We start from the raw sequence: 25,582 nt of genomic DNA, 5'->3' as shown, positions 1-25,582 counted from the left end.
TGTCGGCCGACGTTCGGGCGATGCCCGGTGCGGCGTTCCTCCACGGCGACCGACTCGCACTGCACCCCGTCACCGACGAGGACCACGAGTTCGTCCAGGACCACTGGAACGACCCCGCGGTCCGGCGCGGCTTCGCGCGCTACCGGCCCCAGCGACCGAGCGACGTCGCGTCCTTCCTCGACGACGAGGGCGCGGTGCACTTCCTCGTCTGTCGGGACGGCGACCCGGTGGGCTTCCTCTGGCTGTTCGACGTCGAGGACGTGATGGGGCGCGCGGAACTCGGCTACTGGGTCGCGCCAGACGAACAGGGCCAGGGGTACGCGACGGAGGCCGCCGAACTCGGCGTCCGGTACGCCTTCGACGACCGCGGCCTCCACCGCGTGATGGCCCGCGTCTTCGCGACGAATGAGGCGTCGCGGCGCGTGCTGGAGGCGGTCGGCTTCGAGCGCGAGGGGACGCTCCGGGACCACTACTACGTCGACGGCGACCACGTGGACGCACACGTCTACGGCCTGCTCGACGGGGACTAGTCGCGGGACTCGGTCTCCCCGGCGAGCGCCGCCTGCTCCAGTCGCCGGTCGCGCTCCGACTCGACGGTGAGTTCGGGCACCGGCGTCGGCTTCATCTCCTCGTCGACGGCGACGAAGACGAAGTAGGAACTCGTCGTCTGCTCGGAGTCGCCCGACCGCGGGTCCTCGCGGAACGCGCGCAGGCGGACCCGGACGCTGCTACGCCCCGTCGCGTAGGCGTAGGAGTGGATGACGCAGATGTCGCCGCGCGGGATCGGGCGCTCGAAGTCGAGGCTGTTGATGCGCGCGGTCACGCAGGTCTCGCCGGCGAGACGCATCGCGGACATCGCGCCCACCTCGTCCATCCACTTGACGACGTTGCCGCCGTGCGCCGAGGCGTAGTTGTTGGTGTCGTCGGGCTGGACGCGCACGCGGTTCTCGATGAACGTGTCGGTGACGCTGGGCACGGTGAACGAACGACCGCGGCCGGCAAAACTGCTCGCCCTACTCGCCGTTCAGTTCGATGCTCCGCACGTCCGTGATGCGGTCGTCGGCGAGCAGCGCGTCGAGGGCGTCTCCTGGTACGGGTTCGTCGAGGTTGTAGACGGTGAGTGCCTCGCCGCCGATGGTCTCGCGGGCGTTGAACATCCCCGCGATGTTGACGCCGGCCTCGCCGAGCGCGGTGCCGATGAAGCCGATGACGCCGGGTTCGTCGCGGTTGCGTGCGGCGAGCATGTGGCCGTGCGGGATGGCGTCGACGCGGTAGCCGTCGATCTTCACGAGGCGCGGGTCGTCGCCCGCAAACAGCGTCCCCGAGACGGTGAGGTCGTCGTCGCTGTTGCCGACGGTGACGGAGACGAGACTCTGGAAGTCCTCGCTCTGGCGGGTCTTCGTCTCGGTCACCTCGATGCCACGCTCTTCGGCGACCCGCGGCGCGTTGACCGCGTTCACCTGCCACTCGAGGGGTTCGAAGACGCCCTTCTGGGCGCTCGCCGTCACGAGGTCGAGGTCTTCCTCGGCGATGTCGCCCTCGTAGCGCACGCCGACGCGCTCGATGCGGCCGTCGAACAGTTGGGCGGCGACCTTCCCGGCGGTCTCCGCGAGGCCGATGTACGGCTCGATGCGGCCGAACGCGCTCTCCTCGACGCTCGGCGCGTTCAGCGCGTTCAGCACGGGTTCGTCGTTCAGCGCGGCGACGACCTGGTCGGCGGTGGTCGTCGCGACGTGCTCCTGTGCGGCCGCCGTGGACGCGCCGAGGTGCGGGGTCACGATGACGTTCTCGGCGTCGAGCAGCGGCGACTCGGCGGAGAGCGGTTCCTCGGCGAACACGTCGAGGGCGGCGCCGGCGACGACCCCGTCGTCGGCCGCCTCGGCGAGCGCGTCCTCGTCGACGACCCCGCCGCGGGCGACGTTCACGACGTAGCCGCCCTCCATCTCCGCGAGTTCCGCCTCGCCGATCAGCCCCTCCGTCTCGTCCGTGAGCGGGACGTGGACGGTGAGGAAGTCGGCGCGCTCGACGACGTCCTCGAAGTCGAGTAGTTCGGCGCCGAGCTGTTCGGCGCGGTCCTCGCCGATGTACGGGTCGTAGGCGACGAGGTCCATGCCGAGGCTGCCGAGGCGCTTGGCGACCTCCTGGCCGACGCGACCGAGGCCGACGACGCCGAGCGTCTTCCCGTTGAGTTCCGTCCCGAGGAACTCGCCTTTCGCCCACTCGCCGTCCGAGAGCCGGCCGTGGGCCTGCGGGATCGATCGCGCGGTGGCGAACGCCATCGCGACGGTGTGCTCGGCGGCCGCCCGGACGTTGCCCTCCGGCGCGTTCGCGACGATGACGCCGTGGTCGGTGGCGGCGTCGATGTCGATGTTGTCGACGCCGATGCCGGCGCGCCCGACGATGACGAGGTCGGGGGCGGCGTCGAACAGTTCGTCCGTGACCTGCGTCCCGGACCGCACGACGAGTGCGTTGGCGTCGGCGACGGCGTCGAGCAGCGCGTCGCCCTCGGCGTCGTAGGCCGTCTGTACGTCGTGGCCGGCGTCCCGGAGCCGGTCGAGGCCGGCGTCCGCGATGGGGTCCGTGACGAGTACCTTCATGCAGTGTGGGTCGGCGCCCTCGGGGATAAGGGTTTCCGCACGTGCATGAATTGACGATGGTTTCGGACGGCTTCGATGGGCAGTATCTTGCATCGTTTCGGCGGCGACGTGGGGCGTCTGTCCACGCTCGCGTCCGTCTCCGGCGGCCTTTGCCGCGCTACGCTCCGCTCGTGGCGTCCCTCACCACGTGCGCTTCGGCCTTCCTGAGGAGTTCGCCCGCCGTGCTCGTCGCGCAGTCCAGAGCCACGGCGACGTCGGCGACGGACGCCTCGCGTGGCACCTCGTAGTAGCCGAGGTCGACCGCCGCGTCGAGGGCGGCGCGCTGGCGCGTCGTCAGCGACGCCGGGGTGTCGCCGCGACGGAAGTCGTGGACCGAGTCCACGGAGACGTCGAGCAACGACGAGAGGTCGGCGTAGAACGCCCCGAGCGCGTCGGACTCGCCCACCGCCTCGAAGCGCGCGCTGCGGTCTGCGCGGAACACGAGCGGTGGGCGGAAGGCCACGTCGGCGACCGAGACGAGGTCCAGCAGGTCGTCGGCGAACGCGTACTCCGTCTGGCGTGTGAACGCGTACGTCCCCTCGGCGCCCGCGACGAGACTGGTCTCGACGACCGGCCCGGCGTCGAGCACCGCGGCGGTGGTCTCGCGGTCCGCGTCGACCCACGTCAGCGTCGTCGCGCTCCCGACGGGGCCCCACGTCAGGACCGCCGCCCGGGAGACGCCGTCGCGCTCCACGACCGCCTCGTGGAGCGGGTGGGTGAGCTCGGGCGGATACTCGACGGCGAAGGCGACTCGTTTCACACCGGCACTGGCTCCGCGTTCCCCATAAAAGACCGGATGTATCCGACGAAACGTCCTCGTGTCGTGGGCCGCAATCCCGACGCGTGAGCGCGACGTCAGCGACGACCGACGACCGCCGCGACCGACACACCGCCGAGGTCGATGGTAGCCCGGTCGCCTACGCGGAGTTCGGCGACCCGGACGGCGAACCGGTGGTGTTCCTCCACGGCACGCCCGGGTCGCGACTGCTCGCCGAACTGTACGACGACCAGGCACGGACGCGGGGCGTCCGCGTGCTCTCCTTCGACCGCCCCGGGTACGGGCGGACGCCGCCGCGAGCGGCCTCCGACCAGACCGATTCCCCGGCGCTGCTCGCGGCCGTCCTCGACGACGCCGGCGTCGACAGCGCGGGCCTCGTGGCGTTCTCCGGGGGCGCCCCACACGCCCTCGCGGCGGCCGGGGTGAACACCGACCGCGTCCGGGGCGTTGACGTCGTTTCCGGTGGGGTTCCCGCGTCGTTCCGCGAGGAGACGCCGACCCCACAGCGCGTGCTCGGGGCACTCGCGGAGCGCGCGCCCCTACTGCTCGGCGGCCTCCTCCGCGGGCAGGCGTGGGCGGCCAGCCGTCTCCCCCCGTCGTTCGTCGTCGCCCAGTACACGACCGACGGTGGCGAGGACCTGCCGGCGGCGGTCCACGAACTCGTCAAGCGGGACTTCCTCGAGGCGCTCGCGGCGAGTCGCGCCGGCGTCGTCCGGGAGTCCCGGCAGTTCACCCGCGACTGGGCGTTCTCGCTGGAGTGTGTGGACTGCGAGGTGCGGTGGTGGCACGGCGAGGACGACGCGAACGTCCCCGTCGACGGTGCGCGCCGCGTGGCCGACGCCTTGCCGGACTGTGAGTTCTCCGCCCTCGCCGACGCGGACCACCTCGGCGCGCTCGTGGAGAGCCGCGAGCACGTGCTCGCCAGGTACGCGCCCGACGCGTAGCCCCAATCTCTGCCACGGCAGCGACGTTTTTCCCTCCCCACCGCGAACGACGGCGTGATGGCTCTGGTCGCGTTCGACTTCGACGGCACGCTCGCCGACTCCGAGATGCTCGACCGACTCGCCGCGCGCCACGGCGTCGGCGACGAGGTGGCCGAGATTACGGACCGCGCGATGCGCGGGGAACTCTCCTACCCGGAGAGCCTCCGGGAGCGCGCGAGTCTCGTCGCCGGCCTCTCGAACGACGACGCCGCGGCCGTCTACGGCGACGTCCGCCTCCGGGACGGCGCCGGGGACCTGGTCCGGTCGCTCCGGGACGCCGGCGTCACCGTCGTCGTCCTTACTGGCGGCTTCGCACCGGGCGTCGAGGCGGCCCTCGACGCGGCGGGCGCCGACGCCGACAGCGTGGTCGCGAACCGCCTGCCGACGGACGACGACGGCCTCACGGGCGACGTGGAGGGGCCGCTCGTCGAGGGGACGAAGGACGACGCGCTCTGGAAGGCGTGCGCGGAGTTCGAGGAGACGACCGACGAGGCGATCGCCGTGGGCGACGGCGCCAACGACGTCCCGATGCTCGACGAGGCCGGCTTCGCGGTCGGCTTCCAGCCGAAGTCGGGGGTCGCCGACCACTGCGACGTCACCGTCTCATCGATGGGAGAACTGGAGGAACTGTTCCGCGAGCGGGGACTACTGGGCTGACCGTGTTCTCGGCGAGCTAGTCGACTCCCGCGGGAGTGCCGTCAGTACGTCGGCGCGTACTCCCGACTGACGTAGGCGGCCGCCGCGCTGACGAGACCGACGCCGACGCCGATCGCGGCGGCGTTGAACGCCAGCTTGTCGAAGGCGAGCTTCGTCCCGCCGATGTACACCGCGGAGATGGCGCCGGAGGCGCTCTGGAGCTGCGAGGTCTCCATCGAGGAGAGGCCGCCGAACGCCGAGGCCGTCTCGGTGGGCTGGGGCATCGGCACGGCGGAGATGGCGAACGAGCCGAGTACGCCGACGACCACGACGAGCGCGAACGCGCCGACGCCGCCCCCGAGCGCGCTCGCGACGTACGTGTGACGGTCGGAGCCGTCGAGGTTACCCGCGACGTAGAAGCCGCCCGCGACGCCCAGGACGCCCGCGACGAGCGGTGCCGCGTTCATCGCCTGGAACGCGAGCCGGTTGACGTACAGCTGCCCCATCATCGTGTCGAAGTTCTGGACGAACGTGGTGGGGCTCATGACGGTCTCTGGCGTCAGCGGTGCACCCCCGACGAAGCCGACGAACAGCGCACCGAGACCCGCGGCGGCCCCGACCAGCGCGAAGGTGGCCGTGAGGAACTTCACGTACGCCTTCGTCACCGGGTCGGTGGCGAGGTCCGTGATCGACGGCTCTGCCGGCGGCCGCTCCCCCACGGCCGGCGATTCGGTTTCCGGTTCAGTTGATACGTCAGCGTCTTCGTGTTGGCCCGACATCAGGCTACGATTCTGAGCGCGCGAGTTAAACGTTGTACATACGTTCACCAGCGAGCACGTGGAAATAGGGACGTCACTGTTCGTTGACGTGACGGCCAAAGAGAAGACTGCGTTCCGAATCCCGCGACGGGTGGATCGCGGGAGCCCCGGGTGAATTGGCCAGGGCACACTGGTGGTTCCGCACCCGGGCGTTCTCCAGTTGCACGCTACCCCCCTTTCTTAATTGGTGATTAACCGGCGTTCTCGGCGGTTCGGCAGTGCGGGTCGCTCGGTATCGTGGCAAACCAAACACTTATCGACTAGATGGCACACAGAACGGGGTAGATTGACAGCGAGCAGCGGTTTCGACGGTACGGGGGGAGCAGGAGGCGAGCTCGCCGAAGGGGAGATCCACGACGTCCTCAGGAACGACCGGCGGCGGATGGTCCTCGAACTGCTCGGAGACGCCGGCGAGCCAGTGACGACGCGGGAGCTCTCGGAGGCCATCGCCGCCAGGGAGGCCGACGCCGACCCGCCACCCCGGGACGTCCGGCAGAGCGTCTACATCTCCCTCCAGCAGACCCACCTGCCGAAGCTCGCTGGGCTGGGCGTCGTCGACTACGACGAGAACACGAAGGAGGTGACGCCCGCGACGAACGCCTCGACGCTCGGCGTCTACATGGAGGTGGTGCCGAAGTACGGGCTGGCGTACAGCGAGTTCTACGGCGCGCTGGGCGTGCTCGGCGTGCTGCTCGTCGTCGCCGCGGAGATCGGGGTGCCGGTCGTCGCCGCGCTGAGCGCGGGGACGTGGGCGGTCGTCGTCTTCAGCGTCGTCGTCGCGTCCGCCGCCTACCAGACGTACGAACAGCGGAGTTCGCTCGTCCACCGCCTCCGGGAGTAGTTACCGGGAGGCCGCCTCGATGGCGGCTTCGAGGTCCGCGACGACGTCCGCCGGGTCCTCGATACCGACCGAGAGCCGCACCAGGTCGCCCGAGACGCCCGCGTTCTCCTGTTCCTCCTCGGTGAGCTGCTGGTGCGTGGTGCTCGCGGGGTGGATGATGAGCGTCTTCGCGTCCCCCACGTTCGCCAGCAGGCTCGCCAGTTCCGTGTTCTCCGTGGTGGCCTGGGCGGCCTCGTAGCCGCCCTCGAGGCCGAACGTGATCATGCCACCGTACTCGCCGCCGAAGTACTCCGTGGCGGTGTCGTGGGTCGGGTGGTCCTCGAGGCCGGGGTAGGTGACCCACGCCACGTCGTCGTGGTCCTGGAGGTACTCCGCTATCTGCTGGGCGTTCTCGCAGTGCTTCTCCATCCGGAGGGGCAGCGACTCGAGTTTCTGGAGGGTCTGCCACGCGTCGAACGGCGACTGCTGGTTGCCGAGGTCGCGCAGACCGCGCGCGATGCCGGCGTACGTGAACGCCGCCTCGCCGAACGCCTCGGCGAAGTTGACGCCGTGGTACGCCGGGTTCTCCGCGGCGATTTCGGGGTACTTCTCGGCGTGCTCGGCCCACGGGAAGGTGCCCGCGTCGACGAGCGCGCCGCCGACCGTCGTCCCGGCGCCGTGGATCCACTTCGTGGTCGAGTGCCAGACGATGTCGGCGCCGTGTTCGATGGGGTTGCAGAGGTACGGCGTCGCGAACGTGTTGTCGACCAGCAGCGGGACGCCGTTGTCGTGGGCGATGTCCGCGATGCGCTCGAGGTCGGGCGTCTTCAGACTCGGGTTGCCGATGGTCTCGACGAGCACGTAGGCCGTGTCCTCGTCGATGGCGTCCTCGTAGGCGTCGTAGTCGAGGACGTCGACGAACTCCGTCGTGACGCCGCGGCGCTCGACGCTGTGCGTGAGGTAGGTGTACGTCCCGCCGTAGAGGTCGCTGGACGCGACGACGTTGTCGCCCGCGCTCGCCAGCAGGAAGGTGACGAGGTCGAGGCTCGCCATCCCCGAGGCGGTGGCGACGGCGCCGACGCCGCCTTCGAGGGCCGCGAGGCGCTCCTGGAGCGTCTCGACGGTCGGGTTCATCAGCCGGGAGTAGATGTAGCCGGGCTTCTCGAGGCCGAACTGCGCGGCGGCGTCCTCGCTGTCCTCGAAGACGTAGGAGGTGGTCTGGTAGATCGGCGGTGCCCGCGACCCTGTCGTGGGGTCGACGTCCTGGCCCGCGTGGACGCTGTTCGTGTCGAAGCCGTAGTCGTCTGCCATACTCGCGAGAGGGGCGGCAGCGGGTTAAGCCCGGTAGTCACCTGCAGTACCTGCCGGTCTCTGCTACAACAGTCGCGATTTCAACCCGAGAACAGGCTGTTGTGGACGGGCGCGTACCGCGTGCGGTCGTCCTCGTCGTGTTCGACGGTGTCCGTGACCGAGGCGCCGGCGACGCCCTCGGCGAGGAAGTCCTTCAGCGGCGGGCCGACGGACTCGGGTTCGACGAGGAACGCGTCGTGGCCGTGGTCGGAGTCGACGACGTGGTGGGCGACGGGGACGTCGCGCTCGCGGAACGCCTCGGCGAGCCCCTCGCTCTGTTCGACGGTGAAGTGCCAGTCGCCCGTGAACGACATGAGGAGCGCCTCGCCGGTGAACGCGCCGACGGCGCTGGCGTCGGAGTCGTACCCCTCGGCGAGTTCGTAGTCGTCCATCGCCCGCGTGAGGTAGAGGTAGCTGTTGGCGTCGAAGCGGTCCGTGAACGTCTCGGCCTGGTAGTCGAGGTAGGACTCGACGTCGCGGTAGGGGAAGAACTCGGCCGCCTCGTCCGTGGGGAACGGGTCGCTGCCGGCCTCCCGGCCCGCGGTCCGGCGGCCGAACTTCTGGGCCATCGAGTCCTTCGAGAGGTACATCAGGTGGCCGAGCTGGCGGGCCATCGCGAGGCCGCCGTCCGGCGGGTCGCTGTCGTAGTAGTCGCCGCCGTTCCAGTTCGGGTCGCCGCGGATGGCGCGGCGCGCGACGGCGTTCAGGCCCAGACACTGGGCGTCGAGGCGCGGCGCGGCGGCGATGGCGGCGACGCGACGGACGTCGTCGGGGTAGCGTCGCGCCCAGTCGAGGGCGTTCATCCCGCCGACGCTCCCGCCGAGGACGGCGTGGAGGCGTCCGACGCCGAGTTCGTCGAGCAGGCGGCGCTGGCTGCGCGTCCAGTCGCCGACGGTGACCGGCGGGAAGTCGGTGCCCCACGGTTCCCCGTCCGGCCCCTCGCTGGACGGGCCGTCGGTCCCGTAACACGACCCAGGGACGTTCGCGCAGACGACGAAGTAGTGGTTCGTGTCGATGGCCTTCCCGGGGCCGACGACGTCGTGCCACCAGCCCCGGCCCTGCCCGCCCTCGCCGCCACGGACGTGCTGGCTGCCGGTGAGCGCGTGACAGACGAGCACCGCGTTCTCGCCGGTGAACTCGCCGTACGTCTCGTAGGCGACGGTGAGGTCCTCGACGGCCTGCCCGCAGTCGAACTCGAAGCGCCCGATGCTCGTCGACGGCATCAGTGCGCACCCCGCAGGGCCTGCTCGAAGTCCGCGACGACGTCGTCGACGTCTTCGATGCCGACGGAGACGCGCACCATGTCGGGAGCGACGCCCGCCTCGCGCTGTTCGTCGGGGTCTAGCTGTGCGTGCGTGGTGCTCGCGGGGTGGACGACGAGCGTCTTCGCGTCCCCGACGTTCGCGAGGAAGGAGGCGAGTTCGACGCCCTCGCAGACGGCCTTGGCGGCCTCGTAGCCGCCCTCGGGCCCGAACGTGAGCATCCCGCCGAACCCACCGTCCAGATACTGGCTGGCGGCGTCGTGGGTCGGGTGGTCCGCCAGACCGGGGTAGGAGACCCACGCGACGTCGGGTTGGTCGCGGAGCGCCTCGGCGAGCGTGCGGGCGTTCCGACAGTGCTTCTCCACCCGGAGCGGGAGCGACTCGACCCCCTGGAGGGTCTGCCACGCGTCGAAGGCGGTCTGGCCGGTGCCACACGAGCGGACGGCGCGCTGGCGGACGGCGGCCGCGAACGCGCGCTCGCCGAACCGCTCCGTGAAGTCGAAGCCGTAGGCGGGGTTCTCGCCGGAGAGTTCGGGGAAGTCGGCGTCCGGGTGGTCCCACGGGAACGTCCCGCCGTCGACGACCACACCCCCCAGGGTGGTGCCGGCGCCGTGGATCCACTTCGTCGTGGACTCCCAGACGACGTCCGCGCCGTGTTCGATGGGGCGACAGAGGTGGGGGGTCGCGAACGTGTTGTCCACGACCAGCGGGACGGCGCGCTCGTGGGCGACGGCCGCGAGTTCCTCGAAGTCCGGCGTGACGAGCGAGGGGTTGGCGACCGTCTCGACGTGGACGAACGCGGTGTCGTCGTCGACGGCGTCCGCGACAGCGTCGGGGTCGAGTGCGTCCACCGTGCGGATGCCGACGCCCCGCTTGCCGGCGATGTGCGAGAAGTACGACGCGGTGCCGCCGTACATCTCCGCGCCGGCGACGATATTTCGGCCGCTCTCCGCGAGCGTGGTGGTGATGGCGTCGATGGCGCCCATGCCGGCGTTCGTGGCAACGGCGTCGACGCCGCCCTCGAGGCTCGCGAGGCGGTCTTCGAGGACGGAGACGGTGGGGTTGGAGATGCGAGAGTAGACGTCGGATTCGGAGTCGAGCGCGTAGCGAGCGGCCGCCTCGTCGGCGCTGGGGAAGACGTAGGAGGTCGTCTGGTGGATGGGCGGCGCCTGGGCGCCCGTCGCGTCCGGGTCGTACCCTGCGTGGACGCTCCGGGTGCGCGGCCCGTGGCTCGCGTCGTTCATGTACAGAGGTAATAGAACTACACTAAAATATGCACGTCAGTTACGGCAACGTTTGCCCGGCGGCCGCGGCTACGACTAAGGACGGGCGACCCGTACTCCTGGTCGATGGGAGACACCGCGTCCATCCGGCGGCCGCCAGGGCCCGACGGGGTCCCCATGCTCGGCAACGGGCTGGCGTTCGGCCGGGACCCCCTCGGGTTCCTGACCGACGTCGCCGACGAGTACGGCCCCCTCGCCACGGTCGACGTCGGGCAAGCGGAGCTGTACGTCGCGAACGACCCGGCGCTCGTCGAGCACGTCCTCGCCAGCCACAACGAGCGGTACGTCAAGGGCGAACTGTTCCAGCGGTCGCTGCGCCCCACGCTCGGCAACGGGCTGCTCACGAGCGAGGGGGAGTTCTGGCGGAGCCAGCGCCACACCATCGAACCCGCGTTCCACCCCGCGGTGCTCGCGGACGCCGCGGATACGATGGTCGCGTACACCGAGCGCACGCTAGCGGACTGGACGCACGGGGAGACACGGGACATCCACGCCGACATGATGGCGCTCACCGTCGAGATCGTCGCCCAGGTGCTGTTCGACGTCGACATCCGGGAGTGGCGGGCCGACGTCGGCAACGCCCTCGAGACGGTGATGGACCGGGTCGCAACCGGGATGCGGCGGCCGTTCGACATGCCGCTGTGGCTGCCGACCCCGGGAAACCGCGAGTTCTCGCGCGCGGTCGACACCCTCGACGACGTCGCCGACGCCATCGTCGCAACGTCCGACCCCGGTGACGGTTCCGTCGTCGGCCGCCTCCTCGACACCACCGACCACGAGGGCCGCCCGCTCTCCCGCCGGCAGGTACGCGACGAGGTCGTCACGCTCCTGCTCGCCGGCCACGAGACGACCGCGCTCGCGCTCACGTACACGCTACACGCGCTCGGCGAGACACCCCCCGCCGAGGCCGCGCTCCACGACGAAGTAGACGCCCTCGACGGCCCACCGACGCTCGCCGACCTCCCCGACCTCGAAGTCACCGAGCGCACCGTCACCGAGGGGATGCGGCTGTACCCGCCGGTCTGGGAGCTCGTGCGCGAGGCCGCCGAACCCGACGAACTCGCCGGCTACCAGGTGCCCGAGGGGACGACGGTGGCCGTCCACCAGTGGACGCTCCACCGCGACGACCGCTTCTACGACGACCCGCTCGCGTTCCGGCCAGAGCGATGGGACGGCGGCCTGCGGGCCGCGAACCCCGCGTTCGCGTACTTCCCGTTCGGCGGCGGGCCGCGGTGCTGCGTCGGCGAGCGCTTCGCGCTGATGGAGGCGCGGTTGGCGCTCGCCACCATCGCCCGCGAGTGGCGGCTGCGGCCCGAAGACGACCTCTCCTTCCGGCCGTCCATCACGCTACGGCCCGTGGACGGCGTGGCGATGACCGTCGAGCGCCGGGACTGACCGACCCGGTGAATCCCGCCGCGTTCATATCGGACCGCTGCCAACCGCCGGGCATGGTCTGGCGGGAGCGTGCCTCGCTCGCGGGCGTCGTCTTCGCGGTGCTGTTCGCCCAGGTGCTCCTCTACCCCGGCGCCGCGGACCTCGTCGCGGCGTTCCGCGCGGACGACCCCGAGACCGCCAGCCGGTGGTTCCTCGCCGCGGAGTTCGCCGCGTTCGTCGCGTTCGCGGGCGTCTGGGGCGCCCTCAGCGACCGTACCGGCAGGCGCGTCCCGTTCATCGCCGCGGGCGCCGTCGGCGGGGGCCTCGGCTACGCCGCCCTCGCCGCCCTCGACGTCGGCCTCGCGGGCGCGCTCGCACTCCGGGCGGTCCAGGGCGCGGCCACCATCGGCGCGTTCTCCCTGGCAATGACGATGCTGATGGACCTCTCCGACGAGCACGGCAAGGACATGGGCGCCGCCGGCATCGCCATCGGCCTCGGCACCGCGCTCGGCGCCCCCGTCGGCGGCCAACTCACCGAGTTCGCGGTTCGCGCGCCGCTCGTCGCCGGGAGCGTCGTCCTCACGGGCGTGGGGCTGTTCGCGCTCCGCGTCCCCGACCGCGCGCCCTCGGGTCACGGCGAGTCGCTCCGCGAGGGATTCCGCGTGCTCGCCGACCGCCCCGCGCTCGGCGTACCGTTCGCGTTCGGCTTCATCGACCGGTTCACCGCCGGCTTCTTCGCGCTCGTCGGGACGCTGTACTTCCGCCAGGAGTTCGGCCTTGGTGCCGGCGAGACGGGGCTCACGCTCGCACTGTTCTTCGCGCCGTTCGCGCTCCTCCAGTACCCGTTCGGGCGGCTCTCGGACCGGATCGGCCGCACGCTCCCCATCGCCGCCGGGTCCGCGACGTACGGCCTCGCCGTCGTCGGCGTCGGCCTCGCGCCCACGCTCCTGCTCGCGCAGGGCGGGATGGTCGTCGTCGGCGTGCTCGGCGCGCTGATGGCGCCCGCGACGATGGCACTCGTCACCGACGTGGCGGACGACGACGAACGCGGCGTCAGCATGGCCGGCTTCAACGCCGCGGGCTCGCTGGGCTTCCTCGCGGGCATCGTCGGCGGTGGCTGGGTCGCCGAGCAGTGGGGGTTCGCCGACGCGTTCCTGCTCGCGGGTGGCGCGGAGCTGGTGCTGGCTGCGCTCGCGCTCCCTGCGCTCGTGAAACTCACTCCGAAGAAGGCGCCGGCCTGAGACCTACCGCAGTCGTTCGCGTGCGGCGTCGAGAGCCGCCTCCGTGTCCACGTCGACGCCGACCTCGCCAAACGCCTCGCCGACGGTGCGCACGCCGCGGATTAGCTGTTCGCTCGTCAGGTTCCCCATGTTCGAGACGCGGAAGATGTCGCCGCCGAGGTGGCCCTGCCCGCCGCTGATGGAGACGCCCCGGGCCTCCACGGCGTCGAAGAACGCGGGCGCGTCGTCGCCGCGGGCGCCCTCGGGGAGGCGGATCGCGGTGACCGTGTTTGAGTACTCGGCGTCGTCGTTCAGCCTGGGGAACGACTCCAGGCCCATGGCGTGGAACGCGTCGCGGAACGCCCCGGCCTGACGGCGGTGGCGCTCGATTCGGTCGGGCATCCCCTCCTCGCGGATGTCCGAGACGGCTTCGGCGAGCCCGCGGAACAACGGCACGGCGCTCGTGAACGGCGTCTGGTGGGAGTCGGCCTTCCGGAGGTGCCAGTCGAGGTCCTCGTAGAACGGCGCGTGCTCGCCGTCGAGGTGGGCCTCCGCCTCCTCGGTGACGTACAGCGCGCTGATCCCCGGCGGTGCGGCGAGCGCCTTCTGGCCGTCCGTCACTGCGACGTCGACGTGCCAGTCGTCGATGCGGAACTCGTCGCCGCCGATGCTCGTCACGCCGTCCACGACGTAGCGTGCGTCGTGTTCCTCGGCGAGTTCGCCGACCGCCTCGACGGGGTTGAGGATGCCCGTGCTCGTCTCGTTGTGGACCATCGTGACGACGTCCGTGTCCCCGTCGACGGCCTCGGCGACGGCGTCGACGGGGACGGGTTCGCCCCAATCGAACTCGACGCGGGTGACGTCGGCGTGGCGGTCCGCGATGCGGGCGAACCGGCGGCCGAACTTCCCGTTGACGACGGACACGACCTCGCTGTCGCGGTCCGCGAGGTTCGCCACGGCTGCCTCCATCCCCATCGTCGCCGTCCCGTTGAGGATGAGGGAGGTGCCGCCCGCGGACGTCGAGGCCCCGCTCGGCGTCGAGTGCTCGAATACGTAGTCGAGGTGGTCCTGTGCTCGCTCGTAGACCGCCTCGAAGGCCTTCGAGCGGTGGGACACCATCGGTTCGGCCATCGCGTCTCGGACCGCCCGCGTCACGGGGACGGGGCCGGGGTTCAAGAGGAGAAAGTCCTCGCGCATACAGAAGGGTCGACGCGAACGCGGATAAGGTAGCGGGATGCGTGCAACGTCTGCCGAGTCGACGTGGCGGCGGAAGGCCGAAATCCCCCCGTCCCGTTCCTCGGGTCGAGACCGATGCCAGGGGACGACGAGACGACACTGACCCCCGCGGAGGCGTTCGCAATCCTCGGGAACGAACACCGCATCGCCATCCTGCGGGCCGTCGCGGCGGCCGAGCGTGACGTCGCCGACGCCAGCGAGCCGTACGGCCTGTCGTTCTCCGAGCTGTTCGACCGCGTCGACCTGGAGGCGACCTCCCAGTTCGCCTACCACCTCGACCGCCTCGTTGGCTCGTTCCTCAGGGAGACCGAGGACGGTTACCGGTTCACGGCCGCGGGAGAGCGCGTGGTGCGGGCGGTGCTCGCGGGGACGTACAACGAGGACCCGTCCTTCGAGCCGCTGACTGTCGAGGGCCGGTGCCCGGCCTGCGACGCGTCCACGCTCGTGGCGTCCTACGACACCGACCAGCTCGCGGTGACGTGTGCGGACTGCGGGACGCGGGTGTTCTCGCAGACGCTCCCCCCGAGTGCGGCCGTCGACCGGAGCCCCCGTGACGCCCTGGAGAGCGGGTCGCTGCGCGCCCGCCACGACTTCTCGCTCGCCGTCCAGGGGACGTGTCCGACGTGCGCGGGGGTCACCGACGCGGAGTTGCGTACCGGGGGGACGGGCCAGCACGTGATCGCCTGCACGTGCCGGCAGTGCGGACAGACGGTGTTCGGACCGATCGCGTTCGCCGTCCTCGAACACCCCGCGGTCGTCGCGTTCTACTGGGAGCACGGCGTGAACCTCGCCGAGCGACCGGTGTGGCAGATCGTCGCCGACCTGCTCTCCGACCGGTGGTCGTCGACGGTGACCAGCGAATCGCCGTTCGCTGCCAGCCTGGTCGTCTCCTTCGGCGACGACGAACTCCAGCTCACCCTCGACGAGACGTTCGCCGTGGAGCGCGCGCGCACCGTCTCGACCCGGGGTGGAAGCGACGATTCGGAGGCGGTCGACGAGAACAAGCAGATTCGTGACTAAAACGCGTTTGAGCGAGCGCGACTCGTCGATGCCGTCCGCGAGTATCCTGCTCGAGAACCGACACGCCACGGCGTAACTGGCTCAACTCCGTTTGAGTTGAGTTGTAGTAAGTACGTCGACAGTTCGAAAGACGTATCCATCCGGCGCTGTCCGTGGACGGCGATGCCAGCAATCGAAACGACCGGCCTGACCAAGGAGTACGGCCCCGGCGTCCGCGCGGTGGACGACCTCGACCTCACGGTCGAGACGGGCGAAGTGTACGGCTTCCTCGGGCCGAACGGCGCCGGCAAGTCCACGACCATCGACGTCCTCCTGGACTTCGTGCGCCCGACCGCCGGACAGGCCTCGGTCCTCGGCCTCGATGCCGGCGAGGACACGCGCGAGATACACGAACGCGTCGGCGTCCTCCCCGACGGCTACGGCCTCTACGACCGCCTCGACGGCCGCACCCACCTCGAGTTCGCGGCCGACCTGAAGAGCACGGACGACGACCCGGATGCCCTCGCCGACCGCGTCGGCCTCGACCCCGCGGCGCTGGACCGTCCCGTCGGCGGCTACTCGAAGGGGATGACCCAGCGCCTCGCGCTCGGCATGGCGCTCGTCGGGCAACCCGACCTCGTGATTCTCGACGAACCCACGAGCGGTCTCGACCCGAACGGCGCTCGCGAGATGCGGGAGGTCATCCTCGCCGAGAACGACCGCGGTGCGACGGTGTTCTTCTCGAGTCACATCCTCGAGCAGGTCGAGGCCGTCTGTGACCGCGTCGGCATCCTCCGCAACGGCCGTCTCGTGGCCGAGGGGAGCCTGGAGAACCTCCGCGACGACGTCGGCGGTGGGAGCGTCATCACGCTCTCGGTGGCCGACGTCCCGGCCGGGTTCGACGTCGGTCCAGTCCTCGGCGTCACCGCACTCGACGTCTCCGAGAGGGCCGTCCGCGCGACCTGCGAGCACCCCGAAGCGAAGGTGGCCGTCATCGACGCCGTCCGCGAGGCCGGTGCGAGAGTGACGGATGTCCACACGGACGGGTCGTCGCTCGAAGAGATGTTCGCCGCGTACACGGAGGGCCTCCAATGACGTGGCTCGTCGTTGCGCGCAAGGACGTGGCCGACGCCGCACGCTCGCGGTTGCTGTGGGCGACCATCGCTCTCTTCGCCGGCCTCACGTCGCTCACCGTCGTCCTCCCGCTCGTGCTGCCGGTGCCCGAGGAGGGAGCCGTCGCCGGCGTGCAACTGGCCGCGCAGTTCGCGGGCAGCCTGGTCCCGATCACCGCGCTAGTCGCGGCGTACCTCTCTGTCGCCGGCGAGCGCGAGTCGGGCAGCCTGAAGATCCTGCTCGGCTTCCCGCCGTCCCGTCGCGACGTCGTCCTCGGGAAGTTCGTCGGACGGAGTTTCGTCGTCCTGGTCGCGGCCGTCGCGGGGTTCTCTCTCGCCGGCGTCGTCGCGCTCGCCGCCTACGGAACGCTCCCGGTCGGCGCGTTCGCGGGCGTCGCCGCGCTCACCGGCCTGCTCGCCGTCGTGTTCGTCGGCATCGCGGTCGGTCTCTCGGCCGCCTTCGACACCCGTGGTCGCGCGATGACCGCGGCCGTCGGCGTCTACGTCGTCCTCACCGTCCTCTGGGACATGGTCCCGCTCGGCACCCACGTCGCCGTCACCGGCGAGCTCCCCGGCGCGACCGTCCCCGCGTGGTTCTACGGCGTCACCGCGTTCAGTCCGACGGGCGCGTACAACATGCTCACGCGGTCCGTCCTCGACGGCGCGTACGTCGCTCCGTCGGTCGTCGGCCGCGTCGCCGGCGAGATTCCATTCTACCTCGACGCTCGGTTCCTGGTGGTGGTCGTCGTGGCGTGGACCGTCGTCCCGCTCGTCCTGGGCTACTGGCGCTTCGAGCGCGCAGACCTGTAGCTTCCACACCGCTTACCACCCCGCACCGTCTACCGGGACGTATGCCAGAGGCCGAGGCCGGAGCGGACGCACCGGCGAACAACCCGTACGTCCGCGACCCGGCCACGTCGTTCGCGCCCGTCGAGCAGCTCTCCGAGAGCGAGGCCACGGAGCAGGCCGAGCTGCTCCGGGAGGCCATCCACTACCACGACTACCGCTACTACGTCGGCAACGACCCCGTCGTCGGCGACCGGACGTACGACGCGCTGTTCTCGCGCCTCCAGGACCTCGAGGACGCCTTCGAACTCGCGACCCCGGACAGCCCCACGCAGCGCGTCGGCGGCGAACCGCTCGACGAACTCGGCACCGTCGACCACGTCGTGCCGATGCTCTCCCTGGACTCCAGCGGCGAGGCCGACGACGTCCGGGAGTTCGCCGCCCGTGTCGAACGCGAGGTCGGGGCCGTCGAGTTCGTCTGCGAACCGAAGTTCGACGGCCTCTCCGTCGAAGTCGTCTACGAGGACGGTCGACTCGTGCGCGCCGCCACCCGCGGCGACGGCGAGACGGGCGAGGACGTCACGGCGAATGTCCGCACCATCGACAGCGTCCCCCTCCGACTGCGCGGGGACCCGCCGTCGTTCCTCGCGGTGCGCGGCGAGGTGTACATGCCCCGCGACGCGTTCCAGGCGTACAACGCCGAGCGCGTCGAGCGCGGCGACGACGCGTTCGCGAACCCGCGCAACGCCGCCGCCGGGACGCTCCGCCAGCTCGACCCGACGGTGACCGCCGAGCGGCCGCTGGACTGCTTCTTCTACGACGTTCTCGCCGCGGGCGAGTCGGAAGCGGACGCCACGGCCGACGCCTCGCGCGGCGGCCTCGACGGCGGCTTCGAGTCCCACTGGGCGGAGCACGTCACGCTCCCCGAGTGGGGGTTGAAAGTCGACGACCGCTCCGAGCAAGTGCCGGACGTGGAGGCTGCCATCGAGTTCCGGAACCGCCTGGGCGACCAGCGGGAGTCGCTGAACTACGAGATCGACGGCGTCGTCGTGAAGGTCGACGACCGCGCGCAGTGCGCCGAACTCGGCACTACGGCCCGGCACTACCGGTGGGCGTTCGCCTACAAGTTCCCGGCGCGCGAGGAGGTGACGACCGTCGCGGACGTCGTCGTGCAGGTCGGCCGGACGGGGCGGCTCACGCCGGTCGCGCTCCTCGAACCCGTCGAGGTCGGCGGCGTGACTGTCTCCCGTGCGAGCCTCCACAACCGCGACGAGATCGAGGCGATGGGCGTCGGCATCGGCGACGCAGTGCGCGTCCAGCGCGCCGGCGACGTCATCCCGTACGTCGCCGAGGTGGTCGAGTCCCGCAGCGAGGAGACCATCGACCTCCCGGAGACGTGCCCGCGCTGCGGGAGCCCCGTCGAGTACGAGGGACCCATCGCGTTCTGTACTGGTGGGCTCGCGTGTCCGGCTCAGCTCGTCCAGCGGCTCAGCTACTTCGCCGACGTCCTGGACGTCGAGGGGCTGGGCGAGCGCGCCGCCGAACAGTTCGTCGAGGAGGGACTCGTCGCGGACGACGTAGCGGAGCTCTTCGACCGCAGCGTCGAGGAGATCGCCGCCCTCGAGGGGTGGGGCGAGACGAGCGCGCAGAACCTCCGCGAGGAACTGAAGGCCGCCCGTCACCCCCCACTCGGGCAGTTCCTCGCGTCCGTCGGCATCCGGGAGGTCGGGCCGACCGTCGCCCGCGACGTCGCCGCGGAGTTCGGGACGCTGGACGCCGTGCTCGACGCCACGGAGGAGGACTTCCAGTCGGTGGCGGGCGTCGGCAGCGTGGTCGCCGGCCACCTCCGGGAGTTCTTCGAGAACGAGCGCAACCGCCGCGTCGTCGAGCGCCTCCGCGACGAGTCGCGCCTCGGGGAGCCCGAACCGGTCGAGCGCGAGGCGGCCACCGAACTCGACGGGCTGACGTTCGTGTTCACGGGGAGCGTCGAGGGGTGGACCCGCGGCGACCTCCAGGACCTCGTGCAGCGCCACGGCGCGAACGCCGTCTCCTCGGTCTCCGGGAACACCGACTACCTCGTGGTGGGGGAGAGTCCGGGGCAGACGAAGCGCGACGACGCCGCCGACGAGGGCGTGCCCGAACTCGACGCCGGGGCGTTCTTCGACCTGCTCGACGAGCGCGGCGTCGACATCGAGTAACCGATACCGGCGACGAACCTGTTATTGCGTTCCCGTCCGAGGAGTCGGGCAACGGCGACCATGCTCCGAGACTACATCTCCTGGCGGCCCCACGAGGCGCGACGCCGCGCGATAGTGAAGACACTCCTCTACCGCGCGCTGATGGTCCTCGTCACGATCGTGGTCGCCTGGGCGGTGACCGGGAGCGCGACCGACGCGGTGAACATCGGCGTCGCCGCGAACGTCATCAAGACCGGGACGTACTACGGCTACGAGCGACTGTGGAACCGCATCTCGTGGGGAGTCACGGCGCCGGAGCGCTGACTCTCAGACGAACTTCCGGACCGTCACGTCGAGTGTGTCCAGGTCGAGGATGGGCGCCGTGGCGACGTCCGGGTCGATGTTCACCGACTTCTGGAACTCGGTCTGGTGCTGCCAGCAGCCGGAGTTGACCATCCGGACGTTGTGGTAGGTGCCGACGCCGAGTTTGTGGACGTGGCCCGTGTGGAAGACGTCGGGCACCTCGTCCATCACGAGGTAGTCCTCCTCCTCGGGCGCGAGCCGCGTCCGGCCGCCGAACTGCGGGGCGACGTGGCGCTTCCGGAGGAGCAGTTCCATCGCGCGGTGGGGGTTGTCGTAGGAGACGTCCTCGCTGGGGTGTTCGGCGATGACCTCGTCGATGGAGACGCCGTGGTACATCAGGACGTTGACGCCCTCGAGGGTGACCGTCGAGGGGTTGCCGGTGAACGTGGCGTCGTGGGCGCTCATGATCGAGCGTAGTTCCTCGTCGAACGCCGGTTGCGGTTCGGCGAGGCGGACGGCGTCGTGGTTCCCCGGGATCATCACGATCTCCGTGTCGCCGGGGACCTCCTTGAGGCGCTCCGCGAACGTCTCGTACTGTTCGTAGAGGTCGACGATGTCGAGTTCCTCGTCCTGGTTCGGGTAGACGCCGACGCCCTCGACCATGTCGCCCGCGATCAGGAGGTACTCGACGGCGTCGGCCTCTGGCGTGTGGAGCCAGTCCGCGAACGCCGACCACTCGTCGTCGGCGAACTCCTGGCTGCCGACGTGGACGTCGGAGACGAGCGCGGCCTGCACGTGGCGGTCGGCGGTGTTCGGGTCGTGTGTGCGCGGAATCTCGGGGAAGAAGATGTCGTCCGCGAACAGGATGCCGCCGTCGTCCGAGAGCGTCCCCTCAATGGCGATGACCTCGTCCATGAGGAGTTCGTCGACGGACGCCGCGATGTCCTTGTCCTTCATCACGAGCGCGGGGAAGACGCCGTTCGTGTCCTCCACCTCGACGAGCCAGTGACCGCTCTTCGTCGACCGGACGTCGTTGACCATGCCGACGACGGCGGCGTCGCTGCCGCCGGGCATCGAGTCGAGTGCGGTCGTCGGACGGTGGTTGACGCGCCCGCGGAGTTTCTTCGAGAGACGGTCGTAGCGGTCGCGGAACGTCGCGACGAAGTTCTTGTACTCGCCCGTCCCGGTGGACTCTCCGGTGATGTCGCCCGCGATGTCGAGGCTGCGCGCGTCGGGGTCGCGACCGGATGAGTTCCCCGCCGAGTCGGCAGCCGGAGTCCCGTCGTCGACCCCCTTCGTTTCTAGTGGAGAACCTGTTTCCTCAGTGCGGTTACTCTGGGTTTCGTCTCCACTGGAAGCGGTGGGAGAGTCGGTAGGATCGGATTTATTCGACTCTGGTGTCGTCGGCGGGAAGGCGTCGGTCGCCGCGTCGGCGGCCTCGCTCGCACCGTCCGTCCGGGCGTCGGTAGGATCGGCTTGCAGCACCGACCGGACGTGGTCGACCGTGAGCGTCAGGCCGTCTGCCGGCGCCTCGTCGACGGCTCGCTCGACGGCGGCCATCGGGTCGTCCGCGCCCGCCAACAGCGTCACTGCCTCGCGGTCGGCGTTGTACCCCCGGCTCGTGAGCTCGCGGACGACCCGAACCGGGGGTTCTAGGGGCACGTTACTGAGCGACGCGGACGCCGAGCAAAAGCGTGGCGGTCGCAGGAGGGGAAGGTTGAAACCCGCCAGCGCCGAACGGGGAGTGAATGACGAACGGCGACGACACGCCCGACCCCCGCGGCGGCATTCGCGCCGCTGCCAGCTGGTTCCTCCGCACCGACAACGGCGTCGTCCTGTTCGTCCGGGAGGCCGCGAGCAGCGCGCTCGCAGTCGGGATGGTCGGGCTGTTACTGTTCGCCGTCAGCGGCGTCTGGCCACCGCTGGTCGCCGTCGAGAGCGGGAGCATGCAGCCGAACATGGAGAAAGGCGACCTCGTGTTCGTGATGGAGGAACAGCGGTTCAGCCCCGACTACGCGACCGGCGAGACGGGAGTCGTCCCCGCGCGCACGGCCGCCGACGAGAACTTCCGGAAGTTCGGTAGCTACGGCGACGTCGTCGTCTACAAGCCGAACGGCAACGACAGGCAGACACCGGTGATCCACCGCGTCCGCTTCTGGGTCGACGCCGGCGAGAACTGGTACGACGAGGCAGACGACCGCTACGTCGGCGGCGCCGACAACTGCCAGGAACTCAGGAACTGTCCCGCCCCCCACGCGGGGTTCATCACGAAGGGAGACAACGCCGTCACCAACGACTACTACGACCAGGCGAAGGGCATCTCCGAACCCGTCCGACCGTCGTGGATCGAGGGGACCGCGGAGTACCGCATCCCGTACCTCGGCTGGGTGCGACTGACCGTCTCCGGGACGGCGTCGATCCAGCCCGCGTCCGCGAACGCGAGTGGCCCCGTAGCGACGACGGCCTAGTCGACGTACAGCGAGTAGACGATCACTGCGAACCCGACAGCCGTGAGCGCGCTCTCCGTCAGGATCGCGAACGTCTGGTCGACGTTCAGTAGCTGGTCGGCGACGCCGGCGAGCAGCGACCCGAGCGTCACGAACCCGAACCCGATGGCGAGCGACCGCAGCGCCGGCGAACCGGTGCGTCGCCACGCCTTCAGCGCGAAGTACGTGACCGCACCGCCGAGCAGCAGCGTGACTGTCTTCAGCGCGACGACGATGGTGTAGTGTCTCATGTTTCCTTGCTCACCTCCGCCCAGAGCGTCTCGAGGCGCTCGTCCGTCGACGCCGGTGGGCGAGCGATACCGACGTCGAGGCTCCGGTCCTCGGCCAACTGGATGACCACCTCCTCGAACGCGAGTTCGTACTCCGTCGTGTGGTGGCCGTCCGGCTGGAGCACCGCGCGCTCCTCCAGTAGTGCGGCGTCCGTCAGCAGGTCGAGCTTCCGGTAGGTCGTGGACAGCGGCACGTCGGACGCGTCGGCGACCTGCTTGGCAGTCATCGGCTCGTCGAGCACCTCGATGATGCGTCGACAGCCCTCGTCGTCCAGGGCGTCGAGGACGTCCTGGAGGTCGGGTGCCTCGTCCGAGTCGAACGGAGCGCGCATCGACAGTCGGACGTCTGGTGTGTCGTCCTATAATTCGTTCGACGTCGGCGCGACGGACAGCGGGCATTCGCTCCCGATTCTCAAAGTCCGAGAACGACCCTCAGAGAGTGGGAACCGCCTGTTCCGTATATCCACCCGTGGAGCCTACGACTAACTGGAGGGAAAACTATGACCCAAACTACGGCCGGTCCGAACACGTTCGAATCCCGGCTCGGCGGCGTGACCGTTCGCGGCAAAGCACACAGCCTGAGCGCGTGGTTCGTGCTCGCACTCCGGCTGATGATGGGGTACGCGTTCCTCGGCTCCGGCGTCGACAAGATCCTCTCGGGAGGGTTCAGCGCCGGCGGCTACCTCGGGAACGTCGCGGCGACCAACGGCAACCCCCTCGAGGGGATGTTCGCGTGGATGGCGAACACGCCGTGGTTCCTCGACTTCGTGAACGTCGCCGTCCCGTGGGGTGAGGCGCTCATCGGCGCCGCGCTCCTGCTCGGGGCAGTCACGCGACTGGCCGCGTTCTTCGGCGCGTTCATGATGCTCCTGTTCTACTTCGGGAACTGGAGCGTCGGACACGGCTACGTCAACGGTGACTTCGCGTACATGCTCGTGTTCCTCGCCGTCGCGGCGTTCGGCGCGGGCCGCATCCTCGGCCTCGACGCCATCCTCGAGGAACTGGAGGTCGTCAAGCAGAACGGCTGGCTGCGCTACCTCCTCGGGTAGCACTGGGGGCGAGTCCCCCACGCAGCCAGTACCGGCCGTCGCTGCGGCGCCGTCGGCTCCGTTCGAACACCGTTCTCGGCGCAGTTCCTGTTTTCGACTGGATAGTTTCGACCACTCAGTGTGGTGTTCTCCACTAGAAACGAAGGGGTGTCAGTGTGTGGACCAGCCGGCGGTCGCACTCGGTGGCGGTCCAACTCAGTTGTCGAAGCGCGCCTGCACGAACGGCGTGACGTCCTCGATGTCGCTCAGCCGGGAGTCGGCCTCGAGGACGGTCTCGGTCTCCTCGACGGGGACCGACAGCGAGATCTCCTTCGTGCGCCCGTAACGGCCCTTCGAGACGACGACCGCGTTCACGATGCCGAGCATGTCGAGTTCGCTGATGAGGTCGGTGACTCGACGCTGCGTGAGGACGTCCGCGTCGAGCTCGTCGCAGAGAGTCTTGTAGATGTTGTACACCTCGCCCGTGTTGACGTTGTGGACGCCGTTGTCCTCCAGGAGGAGGATGGCGTAGAGGACGAGTTTGCTCTGGGTCGGGAGCGTGCGCACGACCTCGACCACGCGGTCGAGTTCGATCTTGTCCTGCGCGCGACGCACGTGTTCTTCGGTGACACCGTCGGACTGGTCGCGTTCGGCGAGTTCGCCCGCGGTCCGCAGGAGGTCGAGCGCGCGTCGCGCGTCGCCGTGTTCCTGTGCCGCGAACGCCGCACACAGCGGGATGACGTCCTCGGAGAGGGCCTGGCCCTTGAACGCCACCTCCGAGCGGTGCTGGAGGATGTCCCGGAGCTGGTTGGCGTCGTACGGCGGGAAGACGATCTCCTCCTCGCCGAGGCTGGACTTCACGCGCGGGTCGAGGAAGTCGGTGAACTTCAGGTCGTTCGAGATGCCGATGATGGAGACCCGGGAGTTGTCGAGTTCGGAGTTCATCCGGGAGAGGTTGTACAGCGTGTCGTCGCCGGACTTCTCGACGAGTTTGTCGATCTCGTCGAGCATGATGACCGCCACTCGCTCGACGTAGTCGACGGCGTCGAAGAACGTCGCGTACACGCGGTCGGTCGGCCACCCCGTCATCGGGACCTCCTCCATCTCCGACTTCTCCTGGAGGAGTTCCTCGATGCGTTCGTCGACGGCCTCGACAGAGTCGAACTGCTCGCGGAGGTCGGTGGAGTCGTCCTCGGACTGCTCGCTCCCGTCGCCCATCTCGAACTCGCCCGGCAACCCCCCCGTTTCGGGTGCGTCGGTCTCGGCCTCCATCTCGTTGCGGAGGTCCTGGAGGTCGGCGACCCGCTCGTCGACGAAGGTGCGGTTCTGCTCGATGAACGTGTTCGCGAGCTGCGCGAGCACGCGGTACTGGGTGTCGGTGACCTCGCAGTTGATGTACTCGACCTCGCAGGGGACGTCGTACTTTTGGGAGGTCCGTTCGAGTTCCTGGCTCACGAACTTCGCGCTCGCGGTCTTCCCCGTCCCCGTCTTCCCGTAGATGAGGATGTTCGACGGCGTCTCCCCGCGGAGCGCGGCGACGAGGATCGTCGCCATGTTGTTGATCTGGTCCTTCCGGTGGGGGAGTTCGTGTGGCGTGTACGACGGGCGCAGTACCTCCTTGTTCTCGAAGATCGGTTCGCCGCTCAGGAGGTCGTCGAAGAGGCCCTCGTCCCCCTCGTCGTCGTCGACGAGGACGTCGTCGAGATCGACCTCGAAGTCTCGGTCGGCCGTGCGTCGTCCGTCCGGCATCGGTTCGTCAGACATGTGTCGATTGAATACCCCTTCGTTTCGTGTGGAGAGCGTCTTCAGACGCGAGCGGTCCGGAAACGACCGTCACCACGGCGTTCCACGGGAGCCCCCCGCCAGACACTCCAGTTGATGCAGATGAACCAATGGAAACGAGAGAGACTAATAAGTTTCGATGACGCTTACCGCGGAGGTCCACGAAGGTAGGATGGCGTTACTCGAGGCGGGAGTTCGGTACGATAACCGTACCGACACGAGA

At 69.8% G+C, this 25,582-nt stretch carries 25 protein-coding genes; 13 read left to right on the top strand and 12 right to left on the bottom strand.

The features are described 5' to 3' along the window. The first annotated feature begins 20 nt into the window (after positions 1 to 20). Positions 21 to 530, top strand: coding sequence for a GNAT family N-acetyltransferase (locus LT965_RS07225; protein WP_232703347.1), 510 nt, complete (start codon positions 21 to 23; stop codon positions 528 to 530). Here the strand turns inward: LT965_RS07225 and LT965_RS07220 are convergent. The 3 genes from LT965_RS07220 to LT965_RS07210 form a co-directional block, all read right to left on the bottom strand. Then, positions 527 to 976 carry an acyl-CoA thioesterase gene (locus LT965_RS07220; protein ID WP_232703346.1) on the bottom strand — a complete coding sequence of 150 codons (450 nt, stop codon included), beginning with the start codon at positions 974 to 976 and terminating at the stop codon, positions 527 to 529. The genes LT965_RS07225 and LT965_RS07220 overlap by 4 nt on opposite strands. 37 nt (positions 977 to 1,013) lie before the next feature. Then, a complete protein-coding gene (gene serA, locus LT965_RS07215; protein ID WP_232703345.1) occupies positions 1,014 to 2,597 on the bottom strand; it encodes a phosphoglycerate dehydrogenase in 1,584 nt (527 codons plus the stop codon). Positions 2,598 to 2,754: 157 nt separating this feature from the next. After that, positions 2,755 to 3,396 carry a helix-turn-helix domain-containing protein gene (locus LT965_RS07210; protein ID WP_232703344.1) on the bottom strand — a complete coding sequence of 214 codons (642 nt, stop codon included), beginning with the start codon at positions 3,394 to 3,396 and terminating at the stop codon, positions 2,755 to 2,757. A gap of 83 nt (positions 3,397 to 3,479) precedes the next feature. Between LT965_RS07210 and LT965_RS07205 the strand changes: the two genes are divergently transcribed. Both LT965_RS07205 and serB read left to right on the top strand, forming a co-directional pair. Further along, positions 3,480 to 4,358: an alpha/beta fold hydrolase gene (locus LT965_RS07205; protein ID WP_232703343.1), complete on the top strand. Its 879-nt coding sequence runs from the start codon at positions 3,480 to 3,482 to the stop codon at positions 4,356 to 4,358. Positions 4,359 to 4,415: 57 nt separating this feature from the next. Then, a complete protein-coding gene (serB, locus tag LT965_RS07200) occupies positions 4,416 to 5,054 on the top strand; it encodes a phosphoserine phosphatase SerB (protein ID WP_232703342.1) in 639 nt (212 codons plus the stop codon). Positions 5,055 to 5,095: 41 nt separating this feature from the next. Here the strand turns inward: serB and LT965_RS07195 are convergent, their stop codons facing one another. Beyond that, positions 5,096 to 5,812, bottom strand: a complete 717-nt coding sequence (locus LT965_RS07195; protein WP_232703341.1) for a hypothetical protein — start codon at positions 5,810 to 5,812, stop codon at positions 5,096 to 5,098. A gap of 325 nt (positions 5,813 to 6,137) precedes the next feature. Here LT965_RS07195 and LT965_RS07190 point away from each other — a divergent pair, with 325 nt between their 5' ends. Then, positions 6,138 to 6,692, top strand: coding sequence for a DUF7344 domain-containing protein (locus tag LT965_RS07190; RefSeq protein ID WP_232703340.1), 555 nt, complete (start codon positions 6,138 to 6,140; stop codon positions 6,690 to 6,692). On the opposite strand, the gene LT965_RS07185 is transcribed toward LT965_RS07190, so the two are convergent. From LT965_RS07185 to LT965_RS07175, 3 genes are all read right to left on the bottom strand, one after another. Beyond that, entirely contained in the window at positions 6,693 to 7,982 is a 1,290-nt protein-coding gene (locus tag LT965_RS07185) for an O-acetylhomoserine aminocarboxypropyltransferase/cysteine synthase family protein (protein WP_232703339.1), read from the bottom strand. Positions 7,983 to 8,062: 80 nt separating this feature from the next. Continuing rightward, the gene (metX, locus tag LT965_RS07180) at positions 8,063 to 9,244 is read right to left on the bottom strand and encodes a homoserine O-acetyltransferase MetX (protein WP_232703338.1); all 1,182 of its coding nucleotides are present in this window, start codon (positions 9,242 to 9,244) and stop codon (positions 8,063 to 8,065) included. Then, a complete protein-coding gene (locus tag LT965_RS07175) occupies positions 9,244 to 10,527 on the bottom strand; it encodes an O-acetylhomoserine aminocarboxypropyltransferase/cysteine synthase family protein (RefSeq protein WP_232703337.1) in 1,284 nt (427 codons plus the stop codon). The genes metX and LT965_RS07175 overlap by 1 nt, the downstream gene beginning before the upstream one ends. A gap of 156 nt (positions 10,528 to 10,683) precedes the next feature. Between LT965_RS07175 and LT965_RS07170 the strand changes: the two genes are divergently transcribed. Together LT965_RS07170 and LT965_RS07165 are read left to right on the top strand one after the other, a co-directional pair. After that, positions 10,684 to 11,961: a cytochrome P450 gene (locus LT965_RS07170; RefSeq protein ID WP_432419323.1), complete on the top strand. Its 1,278-nt coding sequence runs from the start codon at positions 10,684 to 10,686 to the stop codon at positions 11,959 to 11,961. A 53-nt stretch (positions 11,962 to 12,014) separates the two neighbouring features. Beyond that, positions 12,015 to 13,181 carry an MFS transporter gene (locus LT965_RS07165; RefSeq protein WP_232703335.1) on the top strand — a complete coding sequence of 389 codons (1,167 nt, stop codon included), beginning with the start codon at positions 12,015 to 12,017 and terminating at the stop codon, positions 13,179 to 13,181. Positions 13,182 to 13,184: 3 nt separating this feature from the next. Here LT965_RS07165 and LT965_RS07160 read toward each other — a convergent pair whose 3' ends face one another. Continuing rightward, positions 13,185 to 14,357, bottom strand: a complete 1,173-nt coding sequence (locus LT965_RS07160) for a pyridoxal-phosphate-dependent aminotransferase family protein (protein WP_232703334.1) — start codon at positions 14,355 to 14,357, stop codon at positions 13,185 to 13,187. A gap of 114 nt (positions 14,358 to 14,471) precedes the next feature. Here LT965_RS07160 and LT965_RS07155 point away from each other — a divergent pair, with 114 nt between their 5' ends. The 5 genes from LT965_RS07155 (at position 14,472) to LT965_RS07135 (ending at position 19,794) form a co-directional block, all read left to right on the top strand. Next, the gene (locus LT965_RS07155; RefSeq protein ID WP_232703333.1) at positions 14,472 to 15,416 is read left to right on the top strand and encodes a DUF7351 domain-containing protein; all 945 of its coding nucleotides are present in this window, start codon (positions 14,472 to 14,474) and stop codon (positions 15,414 to 15,416) included. Positions 15,417 to 15,578: 162 nt separating this feature from the next. Continuing rightward, complete coding sequence (locus tag LT965_RS07150) at positions 15,579 to 16,490, top strand: ABC transporter ATP-binding protein (protein ID WP_232703332.1); 912 nt, start codon at positions 15,579 to 15,581, stop codon at positions 16,488 to 16,490. Further along, positions 16,487 to 17,317 carry an ABC transporter permease subunit gene (locus LT965_RS07145; RefSeq protein ID WP_232703331.1) on the top strand — a complete coding sequence of 277 codons (831 nt, stop codon included), beginning with the start codon at positions 16,487 to 16,489 and terminating at the stop codon, positions 17,315 to 17,317. Before LT965_RS07150 ends, LT965_RS07145 begins: the two co-directional genes overlap by 4 nt. Positions 17,318 to 17,358: 41 nt before the next feature. Further along, a complete protein-coding gene (gene ligA / locus LT965_RS07140) occupies positions 17,359 to 19,491 on the top strand; it encodes an NAD-dependent DNA ligase LigA (protein ID WP_232703330.1) in 2,133 nt (710 codons plus the stop codon). Positions 19,492 to 19,551: 60 nt separating this feature from the next. Further along, entirely contained in the window at positions 19,552 to 19,794 is a 243-nt protein-coding gene (locus LT965_RS07135; RefSeq protein ID WP_232703329.1) for a DUF2061 domain-containing protein, read from the top strand. Between the two features lie 3 nt (positions 19,795 to 19,797). On the opposite strand, the gene LT965_RS07130 is transcribed toward LT965_RS07135, so the two are convergent. Continuing rightward, on the bottom strand, positions 19,798 to 21,435 hold the full coding sequence (locus LT965_RS07130) for a DNA-directed DNA polymerase II small subunit (RefSeq protein ID WP_232703328.1): 1,638 nt from the start codon (positions 21,433 to 21,435) through the stop codon (positions 19,798 to 19,800). A gap of 86 nt (positions 21,436 to 21,521) precedes the next feature. On the opposite strand from LT965_RS07130, the gene LT965_RS07125 reads away from it, so the two are divergent. Continuing rightward, positions 21,522 to 22,241, top strand: coding sequence for a S26 family signal peptidase (locus LT965_RS07125; protein ID WP_232703327.1), 720 nt, complete (start codon positions 21,522 to 21,524; stop codon positions 22,239 to 22,241). On the opposite strand, the gene LT965_RS07120 is transcribed toward LT965_RS07125, so the two are convergent. Both LT965_RS07120 and LT965_RS07115 read right to left on the bottom strand, forming a co-directional pair. Continuing rightward, positions 22,238 to 22,510, bottom strand: coding sequence for a DUF7521 family protein (locus tag LT965_RS07120; RefSeq protein WP_232703326.1), 273 nt, complete (start codon positions 22,508 to 22,510; stop codon positions 22,238 to 22,240). The genes LT965_RS07125 and LT965_RS07120 overlap by 4 nt on opposite strands. Then, the gene (locus tag LT965_RS07115; protein ID WP_232703325.1) at positions 22,507 to 22,881 is read right to left on the bottom strand and encodes a winged helix-turn-helix domain-containing protein; all 375 of its coding nucleotides are present in this window, start codon (positions 22,879 to 22,881) and stop codon (positions 22,507 to 22,509) included. The genes LT965_RS07120 and LT965_RS07115 overlap by 4 nt, the downstream gene beginning before the upstream one ends. Positions 22,882 to 23,049: 168 nt before the next feature. Here LT965_RS07115 and LT965_RS07110 point away from each other — a divergent pair, with 168 nt between their 5' ends. Continuing rightward, positions 23,050 to 23,598 (top strand): DoxX family protein, encoded by a 549-nt coding sequence (locus LT965_RS07110; protein ID WP_232703324.1) that lies wholly within the window; start codon positions 23,050 to 23,052, stop codon positions 23,596 to 23,598. Positions 23,599 to 23,793: 195 nt separating this feature from the next. Here the strand turns inward: LT965_RS07110 and LT965_RS07105 are convergent, their stop codons facing one another. After that, complete coding sequence (locus LT965_RS07105) at positions 23,794 to 25,341, bottom strand: Cdc6/Cdc18 family protein (RefSeq protein WP_232703323.1); 1,548 nt, start codon at positions 25,339 to 25,341, stop codon at positions 23,794 to 23,796. Between the last annotated feature and the right edge of the window lie 241 nt (positions 25,342 to 25,582).

The organism is Halobacterium wangiae (genome assembly GCF_021249345.1).
Classification (GTDB): domain Archaea; phylum Halobacteriota; class Halobacteria; order Halobacteriales; family Halobacteriaceae; genus Halobacterium; species Halobacterium wangiae.
Note: the sequence above shows the minus strand (reverse complement) of the source record. Positions and strands in the feature narration are given on the sequence as shown.

Excerpts from the sequence above, each read along its gene's own strand:
- LT965_RS07225 (WP_232703347.1), top strand. The coding sequence starts at position 21 with ATGCCCGGTGCGGCGTTCCTCCACGGCGACCGACTCGCACTGCACCCC.
- serA (WP_232703345.1), bottom strand. The coding sequence starts at position 2,597 with ATGAAGGTACTCGTCACGGACCCCATCGCGGACGCCGGCCTCGACCGG.
- serB (WP_232703342.1), top strand. The coding sequence starts at position 4,416 with ATGGCTCTGGTCGCGTTCGACTTCGACGGCACGCTCGCCGACTCCGAG.
- LT965_RS07195 (WP_232703341.1), bottom strand. The coding sequence starts at position 5,812 with ATGTCGGGCCAACACGAAGACGCTGACGTATCAACTGAACCGGAAACC.
- LT965_RS07185 (WP_232703339.1), bottom strand. The coding sequence starts at position 7,982 with ATGGCAGACGACTACGGCTTCGACACGAACAGCGTCCACGCGGGCCAG.
- metX (WP_232703338.1), bottom strand. The coding sequence starts at position 9,244 with ATGCCGTCGACGAGCATCGGGCGCTTCGAGTTCGACTGCGGGCAGGCC.
- LT965_RS07175 (WP_232703337.1), bottom strand. The coding sequence starts at position 10,527 with ATGAACGACGCGAGCCACGGGCCGCGCACCCGGAGCGTCCACGCAGGG.
- LT965_RS07170 (WP_432419323.1), top strand. The coding sequence starts at position 10,684 with ATGCTCGGCAACGGGCTGGCGTTCGGCCGGGACCCCCTCGGGTTCCTG.
- LT965_RS07165 (WP_232703335.1), top strand. The coding sequence starts at position 12,015 with ATGGTCTGGCGGGAGCGTGCCTCGCTCGCGGGCGTCGTCTTCGCGGTG.
- LT965_RS07160 (WP_232703334.1), bottom strand. The coding sequence starts at position 14,357 with ATGCGCGAGGACTTTCTCCTCTTGAACCCCGGCCCCGTCCCCGTGACG.
- LT965_RS07155 (WP_232703333.1), top strand. The coding sequence starts at position 14,472 with ATGCCAGGGGACGACGAGACGACACTGACCCCCGCGGAGGCGTTCGCA.
- LT965_RS07150 (WP_232703332.1), top strand. The coding sequence starts at position 15,579 with ATGCCAGCAATCGAAACGACCGGCCTGACCAAGGAGTACGGCCCCGGC.
- LT965_RS07145 (WP_232703331.1), top strand. The coding sequence starts at position 16,487 with ATGACGTGGCTCGTCGTTGCGCGCAAGGACGTGGCCGACGCCGCACGC.
- ligA (WP_232703330.1), top strand. The coding sequence starts at position 17,359 with ATGCCAGAGGCCGAGGCCGGAGCGGACGCACCGGCGAACAACCCGTAC.
- LT965_RS07135 (WP_232703329.1), top strand. The coding sequence starts at position 19,552 with ATGCTCCGAGACTACATCTCCTGGCGGCCCCACGAGGCGCGACGCCGC.
- LT965_RS07125 (WP_232703327.1), top strand. The coding sequence starts at position 21,522 with ATGACGAACGGCGACGACACGCCCGACCCCCGCGGCGGCATTCGCGCC.
- LT965_RS07120 (WP_232703326.1), bottom strand. The coding sequence starts at position 22,510 with ATGAGACACTACACCATCGTCGTCGCGCTGAAGACAGTCACGCTGCTG.
- LT965_RS07115 (WP_232703325.1), bottom strand. The coding sequence starts at position 22,881 with ATGCGCGCTCCGTTCGACTCGGACGAGGCACCCGACCTCCAGGACGTC.
- LT965_RS07110 (WP_232703324.1), top strand. The coding sequence starts at position 23,050 with ATGACCCAAACTACGGCCGGTCCGAACACGTTCGAATCCCGGCTCGGC.
- LT965_RS07105 (WP_232703323.1), bottom strand. The coding sequence starts at position 25,341 with ATGTCTGACGAACCGATGCCGGACGGACGACGCACGGCCGACCGAGAC.